Here is a 19,354-nt window from a genome sequence, read left to right as displayed (position 1 = left end):
CAACACAAGTCACTAGGAGGCGCCAGATTGACAAGGTGCCAGGTGGACTTAGACTTGAAGTTAAAAAGCAGAGGTTTGGGAAAAACCGGCAAAACAAGGAGAAAACCATGGCCACGACAGGCGATTACCTGGTGCAGCGACTCTATGACTGGGGAGTGCGCCGGGTATATGGATATCCGGGAGACGGAATAAATGGCGTCATGGGGGCCCTCGGTCGGGAAAGGGAGAAGGTGGAATTCATCCAGGCACGCCACGAAGAAGAGGCAGCTTTCATGGCCTGTGCCCACGCAAAATTTACCGGGACTGTTGGAGTCTGCATCGCAACCTCAGGACCAGGGGCGATCCATCTGCTGAACGGCCTCTATGATGCGAAGCTGGATCACCAGCCGGTCGTGGCAATTGTCGGACAGCAGGCCACCAGCGCCCTGGGAGCGGACTATCAGCAGGAAGTGGATCTGATATCACTCTTCAAGGATGTGGCCGCACACTATGTACATATGGCCAGCAACCCAACCCAGGTGAGGCACCTCATTGACCGTGCCATCAGGATTGCCGTGGCCGAACGTACCGTTACCTGCGTGATTCTGCCCAATGATATCCAGGAGGAAGATGCGGTCCCCTCACCGGATCGCAAGCATGGTAACACCTTCACCGGAATTGGCTTTAGCACTCCGGAGGTAATTCCGCGTAAACCTGACCTTGCCCGGGCTGCAGATCTGCTTAACGCAGGTAAGAAAGTCGCCATGCTGGTGGGAGCCGGTGCCCTCGGGGCCGCTGAAGAGATTGTCGAAGTTGCGGAACGGCTGGGCGCAGGCGTTGCAAAGGCCTTGCTCGGCAAGGCCGCACTGCCCGATAGTCTGCCGTTCGTGACCGGGTCCATCGGATTACTTGGTACCAAACCGAGCTGGGACATGATGAATGACTGCGATACGCTGCTCATGATCGGCAGCGGGTTTCCCTATTGTGAATTTCTCCCCAAAGAGGGACAGGCGCGAGGAGTACAAATAGATATCAATCCGCGCATGCTGAGCCTGCGCTATCCCATGGAGGTCAACCTTCAGGGAGACAGCCGGTTGACACTCCGGGCTCTGGCTCCCCTGCTGGCACGCAGGAAAGATCGCCAATGGCGGGATACCATTGAGAACAATGTTGCGGAATGGTGGCAAAAAACTGAAGCACGGGCCATGGCAGGCGCTAACCCGATCAATCCCCAACGCCTGTTCTGGGAACTCTCTCCCCGACTTCCGGACCGCTGCATCCTGACCTGCGACTCAGGCTCTGCCGCAAGCTGGTTCGCAAGAGATCTCAAGATAAGAACCGGCATGATGGCTTCACTGTCAGGGGGATTGGCCACCATGTGCCCCGGTGTTCCCTACGCCATTTCAGCAAAAATGAATTATCCCGACCGTCCGGTAATTGCCATGGTAGGGGATGGCGCTATGCAGATGCTTGGAGTCAACGGCCTGATCACAATTTCCAAGTACTGGAAAAACTGGAGCAATCCATCTCTGGTTATTCTAGTACTCAACAACCTTGATCTCAACATGGTCACCTGGGAACAACGCGTCATGAGCGGAGATCCAAAATTTACCGGATCCCAGGACCTGCCGCAGTTCCCTTATGCACGCTATGCGGACATGCTCGGGTTGGAAGGGATCGAACTGGAAAGGCCCGAACAGATCGGCGTTGTGTGGAGCCAGGCTCTCAGCGCCAAACGCCCGGTTGTAATAGATGCCCACTGCGATCCGGACGTGCCCCCTCTTCCTCCGCACATAACTTTCGATCAAGCCAAGAGCTTCATGTTCTCACTCTTCAAAGGGGACCCCAATCGTGCGGGGGTAGTGCGGCAATCGGCAAAGCAGGTGATGTCAGCCCTGCTGAACAAAAGCGGGGACCGGTAGACCCTTCTCCCTTATGACCCAAAGGGCCTAAAGGAGAAGGTGGCCGAAGGCCGGATGAGGGGGCAACAGCATACGTTTCCCCCCTCACCCATCCCTTTCCCTCAGGGAGAGGGGACCAATTGCAAGAGAAGGAAAAATATGAAAGAGCCAACCATCGAGCGTGTCGAGGCCAGAGCATTTCGGATTCCGACCGATCAACCGGAAGCAGACGGTACGTTCCGGTGGGATGCCACCACTATGGTGGTGGTACAGCTGAAAAGCGAGGGAGTCACAGGCCTGGGGTATACCTATGCAGACACCTCTGCGGCCTGCCTGACCAAGGATAAGCTGGCTGATCTGATCATCGGCAGGAATCCATGTGACATTCCTGCCTGCTGGGACGCCATGCTGGGCAGTCTGCGCAATCTTGGAGAAGCAGGTATCGGCATGCTGGCAGTATCCGCCATTGATGTCGCTTTATGGGACTTGAAAGCGCGCCTGCTCGATCTGCCTCTGGTGGACTTGATCGGAAATTTCCGGGACCGGGTACCGATCTATGGCAGCGGCGGATTCACCACCTACAGCATTCCGCAGTTGCAGCAGCAATTGGCCGGATGGGTCACCGAGGGGATTCCGCGGGTGAAAATGAAAACAGGCTCAGATCCCGGACAGGATGCGGAACGTGTGCGCTATGCCAGGGAAGCAATCGGCAGTTCTGCGGAGCTGTTCGTGGATGCCAATGGAGCCTATGGCCGCAAACAGGCCTTACATCTGGCCAATACATTTGCTGAGCAGGGTGTGACCTGGTTCGAGGAACCGGTGGTGCACCATGATCGGCAGGGATTGCGGCAGCTACGGGATCGAGCACCCTGCGGAATGGAAATAGCTGCAGGGGAATATGGATTCACAACCGGATATTTCCAGCAAATGCTGCATGATGGTTGTGTAGATGTGCTCCAGGCAGATGCCAGCCGATGCGGCATTACCGGATTCCTCAAGGCAGCTGTACTTTGTGAGGCTTACCATTTACCCCTTTCCTCCCACTGCGCACCTGCCCTGCATGTTCATCCCTGCTGCTCGGCCGAACCGGTACGGCACCTGGAATACTTCCACGATCATGCAAGGATAGAGCAGATGCTGTTTGAAGGTGTACCGGAGCCGGTTGGTGGAAACTTGCTTCCGGACCGTAGCCGTCGGGGAATGGGACTGGGACTGCGGGAGGAGGAATCACGGAGGTACGAGCTGTGATAGTGACCGGGGTCGGGAAAGGCGGGGACCGGGTACCGGGAAAAGGTTTTTCAGGTCCCAAATTCCCAGTCCCAGATTTACAGGTCCCGGATGCCCTGGAAACGGACCTGGGTAACGAGGTTGATGGGGAAGTACGTTTCGATACAGGCAGTCGTGCCCTGTATGCCACCGATGCCTCCAACTACCGCCAGGTACCGGTTGGAGTGGTGCTCCCCAAAACCACTGCAGCGGTCATCAAAACTATCGAGATATGCCATCGCCATGGCGTACCGATTGTCTCCCGTGGAGGAGGAACCGGACTGTGCGGCCAGACTTGCAACACCGCCGTAGTTATCGACCATTCCAAGTACCTCAACAATATCCTGGAAATTAATTTTGATGCAAAGACCGCCCGGGTGCAGCCCGGCACAATTCTCGATCATCTCCGGGACAGGGCGGAAGAAGGACATCTCACCTTCGGCCCCGACCCGGCCACCCATGACCACAATACCCTCGGCGGAATGATCGGCAACAATTCTTGCGGCATCCACTCGATAATGGCTGGAAAAACGGTGGATAATATTCTTGAGCTGGATGTTGTCACCTATGACGGCATACGCATGCGTGTCGGCCAGACATCGGAAGAGGAGCTGAACAGGCTCATCGCCGGTGGTGGCAGAGTCGGAGGAATATACAAGGGGCTACGCGAGCTGCGCGATCAGTACGCAGAGCTGATCCGTGAGCGCTACCCCCAGATTCCCAGGCGTATTTCAGGCTTCAACCTGGACCAGTTGCTCCCGGAAAACGGTTTTAATGTCGCAGGCGCCCTGGTAGGCACGGAGAGCACCTGTGTGACCGTATTGGAGGCGAAAGTACGTCTTGTACATAGCCCCCCTGCCCGCTCATTACTGCTGCTGGGATATCCGGATGTTTTCACGGCCGGTGACCATGTGCCGGAAATACTGGCTTTTGGTCCCGTCGGTTTGGAAGGACTGGATGACCTTCTGATCGCATTTGCTAAAAAGAAAGGACTGCATCCCGAGAACCTGACGCTGCTGCCGGAAGGTAATGGCTGGCTGCTGGCTGAGTTTGGCGGTGAATCCAAGCAGGAGGCAGATGACAAGGCACGCCGGGCCATGGACGCAATTAGCCGTTTTTCCCAGCCACCTTCAATGAAGTTGTTTACTGACGAACAGGAAGAAAAAAAGATCTGGCAAATTCGGGAATCGGGACTGGGAGCAACCGCGAATGTGCCGGGCATGCCGCTGAGCTGGCCCGGTTGGGAAGACGCGGCCGTGGCACCGGCACAGATCGGCGCTTACCTGCGTGATTTCAAGGCGCTGCTGGACGCACACGGCCTGATAGCATCACTGTACGGCCACTTTGGTGACGGATGCATCCACTGTCGCATATCCTTTGATCTTTTTTCCCATGATGGTGTCCGCAATTTCATGGCCTTTATCGACAAAGCCGCTGATCTGGTGGTGAAGTATGGCGGGTCGTTTTCGGCAGAACATGGCGATGGACAATCAAAGGCGGTTTTTCTCGATCGGATGTACGGTCCGGAACTTATGGAAGCTTTCCGGCGCTTCAAATCCTTGTGGGACCCGGATTGGAAAATGAATCCCGGCAAAGTGGTGCTGCCCTACATTCCTGACCAGAACCTGCGCCTCGGTGTGGAGTACAACCCCTGGCAGCCGGAAACCCATTTCCATTTTCCCGATGATGAGGGAAGCTTCTCCCGGGCAACCCTTCGCTGCGTTGGGGTCGGCAGTTGCCGCAGGACTCACGACACCTTCATGTGCCCCAGTTTCCTTGTCACCAGGGAAGAAAAGCATACAACCCGGGGCCGTGCCCATGCCCTTTTCGAGATGTTCAGGAGAGACTTTCTGAAAGATGGCTGGCGCAGCGGAGAAGTACGGGAGGCGCTGGACCTGTGCCTCTCTTGCAAGGCATGCAAGGTTGATTGTCCGGTCAATGTTGACATGGCCACCTACCGCGCTGAATTTCTTTCACATTACTATCACCACAGGCTGCGGCCAATGCCTGCCTATTCCATGGGCCTGATAGGCCTGTGGAGCAGGCTTGGCTCTTTCATGCCTCGGCTGGCTAATTTCATGCTGCATGCTCCGGTGCTGGCCAATATCAGCAAGATGTTGGCTGGCATCGCACCTGAACGCACGCTGCCTAAATACAGTACGGAAACATTCACCGAATGGTACCACCGATACCACAAGCCGATCGAATCAGGTTCACGGGTACTGCTGTACACGGACACCTTTAATGACTGTTTCTTCCCCGAAACTCTTAAAGCCGCACATGAGGTTCTGATCCACTATGGATACGAGGTGGAGATCCTTCCACAGCGTCCCCCTGCAGCCCGCCCTCCCCTGGATTACGGCATGATCACCTATGCCAAAAAACAGATGATGAGGATCATCGATGCGCTGTCCGCAACAGTGCGCCAGGGAATACCTGTCATCATTCTGGAACCAAGTACGGCTGCACTCTTTCGCGAGGAACTTCCTGAACTTGCTCCCCAGCACCTGGACGGGCAACGTCTGACCCGACTGACCTTTCTGCTGAGTGAGTTCATGGAACGAGAACGGCTCGACCCGCCCAAGCTTTCCGGCAGGGTCATATTCCAGCCTCACTGTCACCAGAAGGCGGTGCTTGATGTCAACGCCGGCCGGTCGGTACTGACAAAAATGGGGCTGATAGTGGAGGAGCCGCAAAAATGCTGCTGTGGCATGGCGGGCTCTTTCGGGTTTGAAAAGGATAAGTTCCAGCTCTCGATGAAAATAGGCGAATTGGCACTTCTGCCAGCGGTTCGAGCCGCCGGTGAAGACAGCTATGTCGTGGCGGATGGTTTCAGCTGCCGTACCCAGATTCTGGGTGGAACAGGCAGACAGGCAATGCATACGGCGGAACTGCTGGCATATGCATTGCGCGGAGGGCACTAGGTAATGAATGTAGGGCCGATGCATGCGTCGCCCAACAGGAGGTGTGACAATGCCCAAAACAGGAACAACGGTAATGGTTACCGGCGCCTCAGCCGGAGTAGGACGTGCTGTGGCCCAGGCTTTCGCCCGGCAGGGAGCATACATCGGACTGCTTTCGCGTGACCGGGAACGCCTGGAAACGGTCCGGGAAGAGGTTGAGCAGCTGGGGGGAAAGGCAATCGTACTGGTGGCAGATGTAGCAAATGCCGAAGAGGTGGAAACCGCCGCCGTGAAACTGGAAGAGAGATTCGGCCCCATCGGGATCTGGATTAATAATGCGATGAGTTCGGTTTTTTCAACCTTTATGGAAATGACTGCGGATGAATTCAAGCGGGTGACGGAAGTGACCTATCTGGGAATGGTTCATGGCACCCGCTCCGCCCTCAGCCGCATGTTGCCGCGTAACAGCGGCTGTATTATCCAGGTCGGCTCGGCCCTGGCAGAACGGAGCATCCCGCTGCAGTCAGCTTATTGCGGTGCCAAACATGCCGTGCGCGGTTTTACCGACTCTCTGCGCTGCGAACTGCTCCACGACAGAAGCAAGGTACATATCACCATGGTTCATCTACCGGCCATGAATACGCCCCAATTCAGCTGGGTTAAATCCCGACTTCCCAATCATCCACAACCTGTTCCTCCAATCTTTCAGCCGGAAGTAGCTGCTGATGCGATTGTCTGGGCCAGTCAGCACCGGCGGCGGGAAATGTATGTCGGTATGCCGACCGTGAAGGCAATGTGGGGCAACAAGTTCATTGCCGGGCTGTTGGACCGGTACCTGGCACGCAAAGGATACAGCGGCCAACAGACTGGTGAACCAGTAGAACCTGACCGTCCCGACAATCTCTGGCAGACGGTAAAGGGCAACTTCGGCAGTCATGGCATTTTTGATAACCGTTCCCATGCTTCCAGTCAGGAACTGTGGCTGGTTAAACACAAATGGCTGATGCTGGCGGCTGCAGGCACAGGGCTGGCCATGGCGGCAGGGGCCGGATACGAGCCGTTCATGCGTCGATACAGAAAAGTGAAGTTCCTGTTGAAACTTAAGAAATGGCTGTAACTGAGTGGTGAAACATAACACGGAGATACTTGAAAAAAGACACAACAAATTACAACAAATAATGTCTTTATGCTTCATATTGAATCAAATTGTATTATTTAAATTTGATGCAAAACATATCGAATCGGGAGGTGCTGCATGAAAAAAGATATCGGTAAAAAGCATTGGGCCATTGCGGAAGGATACATCCCAGGCTGGAGCCATGGAGTAGCGCCGGAAATGACCAGTCATGAAACCGTGTGTATCCTAAACATGACAGACCACGACGCGGATGTGGAGATAACCATTTATTTCAGTAACCGGGAACCACAGGGGCCGTATCGTCTGGTAGTACCGGCGCGGCGTACCCTTCACAAGCGTCTCAATGAACTGCACGATCCTGCACCGATTCCGAAGGAAACCGATTATGCCTGTACAATCGATTCCAATGTGCCGATCGTGGTTCAGCATACACGCCTGGATTCGCGGCAGGCTGAAAATGCTCTGATTACCACCATGGCTTTTCCGGGTGATTAATACAAGCCGTCCAGGACGTCGCGATGAAACCAATGCAGTCACTTCATACCTACCCAGCTATCAGCGACTATGGGTTCATCGCCGACTGCCATTCCGCTGCGCTGGTATCCAGGGAAGGTTCTATTGACTGGTGCTGTATGCCAAGGATTGATTCCTCCAGTTGCTTTGGGCGTCTGTTGGACTGGGAATCAGGCGGATTCTGCAAGATTGCGCCTGCAGTGGAGTTCGAGACCAGTCGCTGCTATTTGCAAGACACCCTGGTACTGGAAACACAATTTCACACAGGAACCGGAGACCTGCGCCTGATAGATCTTTTTTCAATGTGCAAGGAGGGCCGGCACAAGCCGCATCAACAGCTGCTGCGAATTATTGAGGGAATTCAGGGAGAGGTTGCACTGGACGTACATATTGTACCTCGCTTTGAATACGGAGCGGTACGGCCCTGGATCAGAAAGTATCTTAGCAACTCGTTCATAGCCCTCGCGGGATGTGACGGCCTGCTCATTTCTGGCGACATTTTACTGCATCAGCCCGACCGCCACTGCCTGATGGCTACTGTAACGATCAAAGCGGGAGAGCGCCGACGACTATCCCTGCTCTATCGGCTGTCCCAACCACTTGATGACGGGTGGGTTGTTCCGCCTGACATTGATGAATTGGATCAACGTCTGGAAGAGACACTGACACTCTGGCGAACCTGGGCCGCAAAAGGTAAATCAGCTGACCCGCGCAATGAATTAATCAATCGCTCCGCACTTGTCCTGAAAGGACTCTCAAACGCCGCCACCGGCGCCATTGCCGCTGCGGCCACAACTTCACTGCCAGAAGCAATTGGCGGTATCCGAAATTGGGATTACCGCTTCAGTTGGGTCAGGGATTCAGTTTTTACCGTCCATTCCCTGGCCGCTGTTGGTTACCCCATGGAGGCGGATGGATTCCGCCGTTTCATAGAAAGGAGCGCTGCCGGCAGTGCCGATGAATTGCAGATAATGTTCGGTGTGGGTGGTGAACGGCGCCTGGAGGAGTATGAAGTCCAAGGGGCCGACGGCTACTGTGGCTCTCGGCCTGTACGCATCGGCAATGCTGCATTTCGTCAACTGCAGTTGGACATTTACGGCGAACTGCTGGATCTGGCCTGGCGGTGGCACCAGGGGGGGCAATCACCGGATGACGATTATTGGGCATTTTTGAAGGATTTGGTGAATGAAGTTGGACGCAACTGGCGCAGGAAAGATCAAGGCATCTGGGAGATGCGCGGCAGAGCACGTCATTTTGTATTCTCAAAAGTAATGTGCTGGTCAGCAGTGGACAAGGGTATCGCACTTGCAGAAGAACTGGGTCGCAAAGCTCCGCTGGAATGTTGGTACGGCTTGCGGAATGAAATCAGAAATGAAGTGGAAAATTTGGGCTATGACAAAAAAAGAGGAATTTTCGTGCAGTATTATGGAGCCAAGAGACTGGATGCAGCTTTGCTGCGCATGCCCATGACCGGTTTCATTGCATTTGACGATCCTCGCATGGTGCGAACAGTAGATGCGATTAGTCAAGAACTGGGAAAGGACGGCCTGGTGCTTCGGTATGCAAGTGGAACTGACGGATTCAAGGAACCGGAGGGAGCTTTTCTGGCATGTTCTTTCTGGCTGGCAGAGTGCCTTTCCCGCCAGGGACGTCGCGAGGAGGCTCATGAAGTCTTTGAAAAGGCAATGGCAACAGGTAATGATCTCGGCCTTTTTTCCGAACAATTTGACACCTGCTCGCGCAAAATGCTTGGCAATTTTCCACAGGGGCTGACCCATCTATCCTTCATTTCAGCAGCCATGGCATTGGATAAGGTCAGCAGGCAGAGTGGTAAGAATACCTGGAAAGAAATTCAGAAAAATTAGCGGGATCGTTTCGGATGTATGATTGCAAAGAAAAGGTAGAGAACAATCCCAAGATTTACGATCAGGACCGAGACCTTGGGCCATGTGGAACCGCGAAGTACTTCAAACAGTTCCACCGGAACATAGATCCCCCCACTCAACAAACCGAACCATTCCGCCCACGCCTGTCGTTTCCATAGCCCATACGCTTCAGTAAACCGTACAATGCTGTAAATCATGGCTGCCAGTGCCAGTGCCACAAGCTGTCCATTGGTAATATTGCCGGCTGCATCGATAAAGATACGCGGGTAATGTTGGGCGGGATTTATATGCAGATGGGTCACCAGCTGTTCGGCTGCGAGCCGCAGATCCTTGTGAATAAAAGAAAGCAGACCAAAGCCTGCCAAGATAACGATAGCTCCTTTGGCACCTTCAAACAGGGCAACCAGATATATTCCGTCGAACGATCCTCTTCTTTTCTTCTGAAGCATAAAGGTACCCTTACCCTTAATAATTCCTCTGATCGTAACGAAGTGAAGGATACCATAACCAGAACATGCATCCAGATTAAAGTGGGACCTGCATGTCTTGCGGGCAAAAAGGGCGGTGATATACTTTCGCACAGGAGGGAATGCCATGAACGATCAGCCCAAGGAAAAGACTCTGCACAAGTTGAGAAGCAATCTTGTTGAAATGCGGGACGGGCTGTTGGAACTGCAAAGTGCGCTGGAAAAGCTTCATCGGGCACTGCAGTATAAGCAGCGCGTAATTCAGGAAGGATTCAAACATGAAGGTATGGAGAACGCGGGAAATCTGATCCATGCTGGTGTGCCATTAAGGGAAAATCCGGCTGCTTTGACTGATCTTGTCCGGCGTATGGCTGATAGCAGAAACAGGGTACGTGAGACGAAGAACTAATATAAATAAAAACCCAGATTCTCTTTTTTAAGCAAGGACCTGCCATTGAACCAGGTCCTTTCTTTTTTTAATCAGGAGGTAAATAGCCAGGCGTGCAAGGCCATCAAATTCAAATTTCAACAAACTCGGTCAGACCAAAAAGATTGCAATATTAAAATACAGACGCTATAAAAATTGGTTTGTATTTCATGCCATTTTCAAGGAATTAACCATGACAGGCCCTTTCCGTTCTTTAACTGTTGCGATGCTTATTACCCTTGCCTCTGCAGTACATGTTTCAGCACAAACAGAGCAGGATTCCTGCGGGCCTGTGACTCCAATGGAGGAACAGTTACTGAAGCTCCAGTTTGACAATGAAGCCCTGACCCTGCAAATAAAACAACTTGAGCTGGACAAAAAAGTTCCTGCTGAACGGTTGCATCAAAAGAAAATACGGCGACTGAAGGATATTGCCGCAGATGTAAAAATGCAGCGACAAACAACCAGTGATTTTGAAGGGTTTGTGAAATGGATGAGCCTGCATCTTGCCGGCTACAATCGCTACATCCAGGCGGGCTCCTATGCTGCCGTTGCAGCCAGAATGTTGCCCATTCCCTATGCGGGTCAGGCCTCCATCTTCACCAAATTTATTGCACAGTTTACCGTTGCCCTTAACTCAGCTTCGGTCTCCCTCACGAACTACCTCAACTCCTCACAGAAATTTGTGGCCATGGCCGATGCAATCGATACATCGAAACCGGTGGATGACAAAGCCGTCGCCCAAGCGGCGCTGTTTGCCGACCGCCAGCTGCTGAAGGACATGCAGGATGCCCAAGCCAAACTGGCAACAGTGTCAGATCTCTCTTCAGGTGCGCTATCTTTTCTGGAAAGCCTCAATCATTATGTAGGTGGCACTGATGAGTACTGGAATAAGGCGAAGGGGATCTTCAAGAACAATGTGGATCCGAAAGAGAAAAGTTTCATTTCAGACAACATCAGCACCCTTAAAACCCAGGCCGATCGTTTCAATGGCAGATTGAAAACGTTCGCAGAGCTTGGACAAAAAGAAACCGCCAGCGTAAAAGCGCTGGCGGTTTATGATGAGCTGGTGCAGGACGTCAGCCTACTTAAATAATGTAACCACTCCGTCATCCAGATCGTATTTGGCAGCTACGATAGCTATTTTTTTAGACTCCAGCAGATGTTTTATAATCTTTGATTTGCCTGGCAGGTTGGCTGCCACGCGCTTGGCATTCGTATCGGATACACATTCAAGGAAGTCATCTTTCTTTGATTCGGCACACTTTGCCTCACCCTTGCAGGCTGCACAATCTTTGGCAGCAATCTTTACCGCTGGCGCTACGGTTTTTACAATGGCATCGATGTTTGCACTACCGGTGGATTTGCCCTTGGATTCAACTGTTGCTTTTACAGCTCCGCACCTTTCGTGACCCAACACCATAATTAAAGGTGATCCAAGATGTTCAGCAGCATACTCGATACTGCCGAGAACGACCGGATCAGGAACGTTGCCTGCCACGCGAACGACAAACACTTCTCCAAGCCCTTTATCAAAAATCAGTTCGGGGGGTACCCGCGAATCGGAGCAGCTCAGGATGATGGCGTATGGTTTCTGCGATTTTGCCAGTGCGGTGCGTGCTGTAATATCGCACAGTTTTTCACCGGTCATCTTGTTTTCAACGTAGCGTTTGTTGCCTTCCATGAGTTTCTCCAGCGCCGTATCGGGAGACATGGCGGATTCATGACCGGCACCGGCCCAGGCCATTCCAGCCATCAGGGCCGCCATACCTGCTACTACTGCTATCCTGCCTGCAATACTTTTGTTATGCATTGATTCCTCCTGTTTTAAATTTAAGCGCAATTTAATTAATGTTTTTGCTGTCTGTCAAGTATTTTGTATACATTTATAATATCCAGACAGCATCGATCAAGGAGATTAACATGAAAGCCGAATCAAACAGTTTTGAAGACCTGGTAGAGATCATGCGTAAACTACGCGCTCCCGGTGGATGTCCCTGGGATGCAGAGCAGACTCATGAAAGCCTGACACGGTATCTGCTGGAAGAAACCTATGAAGTAATTGAGGCTATTGATAACAAAGACCCGGATCACATCAAGGAAGAACTTGGTGATCTCCTGCTGCAGCCGGTTTTTCATGCCGCCATTGCAGAAGAGGCCGGTTCATTTACTATTACTGACGTAATCCAGACTTTATGCGACAAACTCATCCGGAGACATCCACATGTATTCGGTGATATGGAGATCAGTGACAGCAGCGCCCAGATCGAAAACTGGGAAAAAATAAAAAAAGCAGAAAAAGGAGAAGAAAGAAAATCGGCACTTTCAGGAGTACCGCCCCATCTTCCCTCTCTCTTGAAGGCACAGAAGATCACGGAGAAAGCAGCCCGCGTCGGATTTGACTGGGAACATGTAGACCAGGTGATTGCAAAAGTGATGGAAGAGTTACACGAGTTTGAAGAAGCGATGATCAGCAGGAATAATGATCATATGGAAGCTGAATTGGGAGATCTTCTTTTCGCCATTGTCAATCTGGGCCGTTTTCTATCCATCAACCCGGAAGAGGCATTACGAAAAACGATCAATCGTTTCCAAAGCAGATTTCAGCATGTGGAAAACAGCCTGCAACGTAAGGGATTTTCAATGAGCGAAACTTCGATTGATGAGATGGATCGGCTGTGGGAGGAAGCAAAAAAATTGGAGAGATCTGGCAAGTAACAGGAATGTTACAGTTTTTGCAGCATGTTCATGTTTATCAACAAAAACTGTGGATAACTTGTTGGCAACCATGTTGATAGAGAACAAAAGTAATATTTTTACAAGACATTTTTACGATTTGCCTTTTTTTTATACAGCAAACTTTTAACGAAAAATCAAATACTTACATCGTTTTCCTTGTTTACTGGGCAGTTAGCTCATCCGTTAAAAAAAAGGCCTGTCAAGTTTTTTTACATGCAAGATGTGCATGTTTATAACCTTAACATTTTCTTGCTACTTGCTCGCCTTTAAATTCAACACCTTCCGCTCTTAATATATTTTTCTTTAATTTTAATCCACCAGGCGCAGTGTACCCGGTCAGCAATCCGTTAGCGGCAACAACACGATGGCAGGGGATGATTATCGGCACCGGATTGGAAGCCATTGCCCCTCCAACCGCACGTGCTGCATGGGGCAGACCGGCCAAAAGAGACACATCTTTATAGCTGCGGGTCTCGCCGTAAGGTATGGTCCTGATCAACGTCAGAATACGCATCCGGAATGGCGGCAGGCCGGTCAGATCGACAGGGACAGATTCGAATGGCTGCTGTTGCCCCATGAAATAAAGTCGCAGCATCTTGGCAACCTGTTCAGTCAAGGGAGATGAGGGATGCTGCCCTGCTTCGGCACCAATACCGTCACCAGGCTCGGAAGGAAGATTGATTTTGCAGATACCCAGTTCAGTTGCGAAAACAGTTCCATATCCACGTTCTGTTTCAAAGTTTGATTGATACATATTTACCTCTCTTTCCGCTTCAACCTGGACTTGACCAGCGCCATCAAATCCAGCGCCTCATCTGAACGCAGCAAATGAACACACACGCCATAAACGGCAATTCCTGCAGCAACAGCGCCTGCCAAAACCAGTGTCTTGGAAAAGGAATGTCCTTTAAGTGACCAGTCGGTCAGGCGACATAAATAATGTACCACCACAGCCATGGGAATTGTAGCCAGTAAAGATTTGGCTGCTGAGACAACAATTTTGCGCCCTCCCAGGATACCGATTTTGCGGCGAAGAAACCAGAGCAGAAGAAGCATATTGCAACAGGCAGAAAGTGTAGTTGCCAGTGCGAGACCACCGTGTTTAAGCGGTCCCATCAGCAAAAGGCTGAAGCCAAAGTTGAGCAGGAATGATACAAAAGCTGTCCAGACAGGGGTCTTGGTATCCTTGAGCGCATAGAAGGCCGGTGCCAGAACACGTATCATGGCAACGAAGGAAAGCCCTAAGGAGTAATATACGAGTGCCTGTGCAGTGTTGACCGCCTTTGCATAGTCAAACTCGCCCCCCATAAATAACAGGCTGAAGATGGGAACAGCACACACCATCAAACCTGCCATGGCAGGAATGGTAATGAAGAGGGTCAGACGCAGTCCGAATGTGAGGGAATCCTTCATGCCGGCCATGTCACCGTCGGCAGCCTGTCTGCTCATTGAGGGAAGCACTGCCTGTGCAACAGATACTGTAAAAATACCCTGAGGGAACTCGAACAGTCGCTGAGCATAATAGAGATAGGAGATACTTCCCTGGGGCAGCAGCGACGCCAGAATGGCACCAACGGTGATGTTGAGATAGTAGACACCGACACCGAAAATTGAGGGAAGCATCAACAGGGCAATGCGCCGGACTTCCGGACTGAACATGTCAAGGCGGGGACGCAGGGGAAATCCCTTGTGCCAAAGCACAGGCAATTGCATGACTAGCTGGATGATGCCACCAATTAGTACGCCACAGGCCAGTGCAGTGATCGGTACTTCGAAATACCCCCTCAGCAGCAGGGCTGCGAGGATCATGGATACGTTGAGAAAAACCGTGGAAATGGCAGGAGTGAAAAAATGGCGAAGCGTGTTGAGAATGCCCATGCAGAGTGCAACCAGGCTGATGAAGAAAATGTAGGGGAACATCAGGCGGTTGAGCATCACCGTCAGCTCGAACTTTCCCGGAATGGTGCTGAAGCCCGGAAACATCAGCTTCACCAGAAAAGGGGAGAAAATGATTCCCACAATGGTGATGCCGGCCATGACGATGGTCAGCAGAGTGAAGCAGAGATTGGCAAGTTCCCGCGCCTCGTCCCTGCCCCGTTTTGCCAGGGTTTCCGAAAAAATCGGCACAAAGGCCGCTGTGAGCGCGCCTTCGGCGAAGAACCGGCGCAGCATGTTGGGAATCTGGAAAGCTGCAAAAAAAGCATCCGTTGCCATTCCGGCACCAAAGAGACGTGAAACCACCATGTCCCGCACCATTCCCAGAATACGGGATAGCATCGTTGCACTTCCCAGGACACCGGCTGCCCTGGCGATATTCTTTTTTTCAGACATTCATAGCCCCGTTCTTTAATTTCTCTGTAACTACCGGCTCTTCAATACTCGACTCACTCTTCAGTCCGAGCAATAGTTCGGCCTCAACCTCGCCAACCTGCTCCACACCCTTCAGTTTCCGGGTTATGGCTCTCTGCCGCACAGCAGCAGTGTCGATGCTCGAAGAAGCTTCATCAAGCTTTTTCCTGGTTTTGTCCAGCAAGACACCGAACACATCGAATTCCGTTTTTATGGCCCCCAGCAGACGCCAGACATCGCTGGTACGCTTTTCAATGGTGAGTGTGCGGAAACCAAGGCTGAGAGCGGACAGTAGGGCTGAAATGGTTGTCGGACCGGCCAGAATGACCTTGTAATCGCGCTGCAGGGTTTCAAAGATGAGCGGCCTGCTGAGTACCGAGGCATAGGCAGCCTCATTTGCCAGATACATGATCGCAAAATCCGTAGTATGGGGAGGATCGAGGTATTTTCCCGAAATCAGCTTGGCCATGGAGACGAGAGTGCGGTCCAGCAGGCGGCTTGCTTCATCGATGGCAGCCCGGTCCCCCTTTTCCTGAGCCTCGACCAGACGAACGTAATCTTCGTGGGGAAATTTTGCATCGATGGGAAGCCACAAGGGGCGATCATTGCTGCCTGGCAGACGAATGGCGAACTCGACCCGCCCCGCACTCCCCTGCCTGGTGACAACATTTCTCTCGTACTGGTCGGGAGTCAGCAGTTCCTCCAGCAGATTGTGCAGCTGCACCTCTCCCAGCGTGCCACGGGTTTTTACATTCGAGAGCACTTTCTTAAGATCTCCCACCCCATGGGCCAGGCTTTTCATCTCCCCCAGCCCCTGATGAACCTTTTCCAGCCGTTCGCTGACCTGTTTGAAAGATTCGCCAAGACGCTGCTCCAGGGTGGCATGCAGCTTTTCATCCACCGTGCGGCGCATTGCCTCAAGTTTCTGGTTGTTATCCTGCTGTATGTTTTTCAGGTGTTCACCGACCGTCGAGCGAAGCAGTTCAAGCTGTTCCTTCTGGAGCGTGCCAACTTCCATCATGCGCTTTACGAGTGAACCGGCAAAATTTTGCAGCGCTTCGCCAGTCTCTTTGCGATTCTGGGCCATTTCCTCACGCACAGTTCGCACAGTCGCCTCATGGGCCTTTTCAAGAACTTCGAACCGGAGCTGCCACTCAAGCGGCTTTCGGAATGATCTGACTGCGGCAACGAGTGCTGCGCACATGGTAACAGCCAGAAGTATGAGAATGGTTATCTGCATCAGGTACTCCGAATAAGGGTCTGTCAGGAAATAGGTGTAATAATATAGCGCTCAGATTTGGGTCAGATTTGGCTGGGCTGATTGAGCCAAATCCTCAGCGTAGCAGGGCTACGCTGAGGATTTGGAGATTGAGGGCCGGTCAAAGCTGGCCCGAAGATGAGATGCTAGATGTAACAGTTATTTCCTGGCAGGCCCTATGCCCGGTTCCTCAGCAGGCGATTGCTGGGAGACCGGGCCGTGATGTGCTGCCAATGAGTGGAATATATACTAGAAACCAGGTATCAGTAGAGCTTCTTTACAAAATTGGCAATCTCTTCACCTTCATCCTTGGCCTGTACCTTGAAAACATAGCCGACAAATCCCATGGTCGACCCTTCCCCACCGGATCGTGTATCACTGAATGTGGCAAGCTCCTTGCCGGTCTTGGCGTCGATCAGACGTCCCTTGACAGAGATGTTCGTTTTTGTCCCTTCTGGCGCCATCCAGCCGAGAAAAAATTTGGCTGCGCCGTGGCCTGCATTGAATTTTGTAAATTTACCTTCCAAAATTACCGCCTTGCCCTTGGGTGCGGTGTTACTTACGACATTTTTGAAACCTGTCTCCTTCTTCACATATTTAACGGCGCTTTCAGTCAGAGCCTTGATGATCTCAGGTTTCACCTCGTTAAGCTTTGCTTTCTCCTCGTCGTTCATATTGGCAATTTCAGCCCCTTCTGTCGTGAAATCCCGGACTATGAAGGTATCGTAATTGGCCGAAAGTTTTTCGGTCAGCAACACGTTTTCTTCACCAAGTACGTCCGGCTTCGGAAGGGTTGCGTCTCCGGCAAAACCTGCCACGGCAGTACTGAACATCAACATAATCCCCATAAGTAACCGTTTCATATCAGCCTCCTTTTCATGAGTAAATATAATCTCATATAATCAAACCAGATCATCCCTGTCAACCAATCTGACCCCACCTCGATCTGCTATTATTTTCTGGCATCAGCGCCCGGTTTCTGTAGAATACCCGCTTAATTAGTTCCCGACTAGGTTCATATCCTGAGTTCCGGATAGAAACCATTTACATTTGGAGGTAGGAAGTTTGAAGGTCCTTTTCATTCACCCCCATGGCAGCAACTGGCTGGGAAGCCAGAAAGACATAAGCTCCGTTTTCAATCTCATGCCCCCCTTGGGAATGATGAGTATTGCGGCAGTACTGGAGCAAAACGGTATCGAGGTCGAACTTATCGACTGTTACGGCACCATCGTGACACCTGAAGAACTGGTTAAACAGATATTACATAATCCACCGGATGTTATCGGTTTTTCCTGCACGACCTCTTCCTTTTTGCAAGGCAACCACATCGCCACGTTAATCAAGGAACGACGACCGGAGATTATCACCGTTTTTGGAGGGGCCCATGCCTGCACCATCGGAGCCCCTCTGCTGGATTCCTTCCCTGACATCGATTACCTGGTAATTGGCGAGGGGGAACAGACCATGCTGGAACTGGTCCAATCGGGGTTCAGGAATGTCGAAGCCATTGCCGGCGCAGCATGCCGCATCAACGGAACCGGCACATTGACGGCGCCCCGCGACCTGATCCGCAATCTGGATGAGCTTCCTTTCCCGGCCTATCATCTGCTGCCGAATTTCCCGAAACGCTATAACCTGCCGCTGTTCAGCTACCCGACTGCACCCAATACAAGCATCATCTCCAGCCGCGGCTGTCCCTATTCGTGCTCTTACTGCGATCGATCGGTCTTTTCCAGCGGTTTCCGCTTCAACTCCCCCGAATATATTATCGAGCACATCGCCATGCTCAACCGCGACTACGGCATCAGGCATGTGTTCTTTTATGACGATCTCTTCACTTTTGATCGTAAAAGGGTGGCCCGCTTCTGTGAATTAAAAGAGCAGAAGGCACTAAAGGTGACCTACAACTGCATCGCCCGTCTCGAACATGTGGATGGCGAACTTCTCGGTCTTCTCAAAAGATCGGGATGCTGGCAGGTGAACTTCGGCATCGAATCCGGAGACCCGGAGGTACTTAAGCAGCATCGCAAATTCTTCGGTCTGGACCAGGTGGGCATGAAGCTGAAGATGGTCAAGGATGCCGGCATGCGCGTCAAAGGGCTCTTCATGGTCGGGCTGCCGGGCGAAGATGAGGCGGCCATCCGCCGCACCATCGATTATGCCCTGTCACTTCCGCTGGACGAGATCAACGTCACCAAGTTTACCCCTTTCCCCGGCGCGCCTATTTATAAGACCATCCGTGAGCATGGTGAATTCGAGGAAAAATGGGAGCTAATGAACTGTCTGAACTTTGTCTTCATTCCCTCCGGTATGACCAAAGAACAGCTGGAAAGCCTGTACGACGAATTCATCCGCAGGTTCTATCATCGCCGGCATATTAACCTGGGATATGCAAAGATGCTCTGGAAATCCCCCCACAGCTTCATCACCTTCCTGCGCAATCTTCCCGAGATCCTTGCTTTTGCACTCAAGCAAAAATGGTGAATTGACCTATACTTGAAGGTATTGCTTCAACCTTTGAAATAACT

Annotated in this window: 16 protein-coding genes; 10 read left to right on the top strand and 6 right to left on the bottom strand. The window is 51.9% G+C overall.

Translation table 11 applies throughout. The annotated features are described in order from the left end of the window. The first annotated feature begins 107 nt into the window (after positions 1-107). The 6 genes from KJB30_RS06890 (at position 108) to KJB30_RS06865 (ending at position 9,565) form a co-directional block, all read left to right on the top strand. Entirely contained in the window at positions 108-1,901 is a 1,794-nt protein-coding gene (locus KJB30_RS06890) for a thiamine pyrophosphate-requiring protein (protein ID WP_214297278.1), read from the top strand. Between the two features lie 138 nt (positions 1,902-2,039). Continuing rightward, positions 2,040-3,128: an enolase C-terminal domain-like protein gene (locus KJB30_RS06885; protein WP_214297276.1), complete on the top strand. Its 1,089-nt coding sequence runs from the start codon at positions 2,040-2,042 to the stop codon at positions 3,126-3,128. After that, positions 3,125-6,070, top strand: coding sequence for an FAD-binding and (Fe-S)-binding domain-containing protein (locus tag KJB30_RS06880; RefSeq protein ID WP_367618940.1), 2,946 nt, complete (start codon positions 3,125-3,127; stop codon positions 6,068-6,070). The genes KJB30_RS06885 and KJB30_RS06880 overlap by 4 nt, the downstream gene beginning before the upstream one ends. Before the next feature lie 49 nt (positions 6,071-6,119). Then, positions 6,120-7,166, top strand: coding sequence for an SDR family oxidoreductase (locus KJB30_RS06875; protein ID WP_214297274.1), 1,047 nt, complete (start codon positions 6,120-6,122; stop codon positions 7,164-7,166). Positions 7,167-7,304: 138 nt separating this feature from the next. Further along, positions 7,305-7,682, top strand: a complete 378-nt coding sequence (locus KJB30_RS06870) for a sensory rhodopsin transducer (RefSeq protein ID WP_214297272.1) — start codon at positions 7,305-7,307, stop codon at positions 7,680-7,682. Between the two features lie 23 nt (positions 7,683-7,705). Next, complete coding sequence (locus KJB30_RS06865) at positions 7,706-9,565, top strand: glycoside hydrolase family 15 protein (RefSeq protein WP_214297270.1); 1,860 nt, start codon at positions 7,706-7,708, stop codon at positions 9,563-9,565. On the opposite strand, the gene KJB30_RS06860 is transcribed toward KJB30_RS06865, so the two are convergent. Then, entirely contained in the window at positions 9,562-10,035 is a 474-nt protein-coding gene (locus KJB30_RS06860) for a DUF2127 domain-containing protein (protein WP_214297268.1), read from the bottom strand. The genes KJB30_RS06865 and KJB30_RS06860 overlap by 4 nt on opposite strands. A 145-nt stretch (positions 10,036-10,180) precedes the next feature. Here KJB30_RS06860 and KJB30_RS06855 point away from each other — a divergent pair, with 145 nt between their 5' ends. After that, positions 10,181-10,462, top strand: coding sequence for a hypothetical protein (locus KJB30_RS06855; protein WP_214297266.1), 282 nt, complete (start codon positions 10,181-10,183; stop codon positions 10,460-10,462). Between the two features lie 211 nt (positions 10,463-10,673). Further along, complete coding sequence (locus tag KJB30_RS06850) at positions 10,674-11,576, top strand: hypothetical protein (RefSeq protein WP_214297264.1); 903 nt, start codon at positions 10,674-10,676, stop codon at positions 11,574-11,576. On the opposite strand, the gene KJB30_RS06845 is transcribed toward KJB30_RS06850, so the two are convergent. Further along, positions 11,565-12,293 carry a carbonic anhydrase gene (locus tag KJB30_RS06845; RefSeq protein WP_214297263.1) on the bottom strand — a complete coding sequence of 243 codons (729 nt, stop codon included), beginning with the start codon at positions 12,291-12,293 and terminating at the stop codon, positions 11,565-11,567. The two genes, KJB30_RS06850 and KJB30_RS06845, sit on opposite strands and share 12 nt — an antisense overlap. Before the next feature lie 110 nt (positions 12,294-12,403). Here KJB30_RS06845 and mazG point away from each other — a divergent pair, with 110 nt between their 5' ends. Further along, positions 12,404-13,198, top strand: coding sequence for a nucleoside triphosphate pyrophosphohydrolase (gene mazG / locus KJB30_RS06840; protein ID WP_214297261.1), 795 nt, complete (start codon positions 12,404-12,406; stop codon positions 13,196-13,198). A 259-nt stretch (positions 13,199-13,457) separates the two neighbouring features. Here the strand turns inward: mazG and KJB30_RS06835 are convergent, their stop codons facing one another. The 4 genes from KJB30_RS06835 to KJB30_RS06820 form a co-directional block, all read right to left on the bottom strand. Next, positions 13,458-13,973, bottom strand: a complete 516-nt coding sequence (locus KJB30_RS06835) for a methylated-DNA--[protein]-cysteine S-methyltransferase (RefSeq protein ID WP_214297259.1) — start codon at positions 13,971-13,973, stop codon at positions 13,458-13,460. Between the two features lie 2 nt (positions 13,974-13,975). Then, positions 13,976-15,550 (bottom strand): murein biosynthesis integral membrane protein MurJ, encoded by a 1,575-nt coding sequence (murJ, locus tag KJB30_RS06830; protein ID WP_214297257.1) that lies wholly within the window; start codon positions 15,548-15,550, stop codon positions 13,976-13,978. After that, complete coding sequence (locus KJB30_RS06825) at positions 15,543-16,808, bottom strand: DNA recombination protein RmuC (protein WP_214297255.1); 1,266 nt, start codon at positions 16,806-16,808, stop codon at positions 15,543-15,545. Before KJB30_RS06825 ends, murJ begins: the two co-directional genes overlap by 8 nt. Positions 16,809-17,089: 281 nt before the next feature. Then, the gene (locus KJB30_RS06820) at positions 17,090-17,689 is read right to left on the bottom strand and encodes a DUF4410 domain-containing protein (protein ID WP_214297253.1); all 600 of its coding nucleotides are present in this window, start codon (positions 17,687-17,689) and stop codon (positions 17,090-17,092) included. A gap of 202 nt (positions 17,690-17,891) precedes the next feature. Here KJB30_RS06820 and KJB30_RS06815 point away from each other — a divergent pair, with 202 nt between their 5' ends. Then, a complete protein-coding gene (locus tag KJB30_RS06815; RefSeq protein ID WP_214297251.1) occupies positions 17,892-19,310 on the top strand; it encodes a B12-binding domain-containing radical SAM protein in 1,419 nt (472 codons plus the stop codon). The last annotated feature ends 44 nt before the right edge of the window (positions 19,311-19,354 follow it).

The organism is Pelotalea chapellei, from assembly GCF_018531195.1.
GTDB classification, from domain to species: Bacteria; Desulfobacterota; Desulfuromonadia; order Geobacterales; family Pseudopelobacteraceae; genus Pelotalea; species Pelotalea chapellei.
This window is presented reverse-complemented; position numbering and strand designations above follow the sequence as displayed.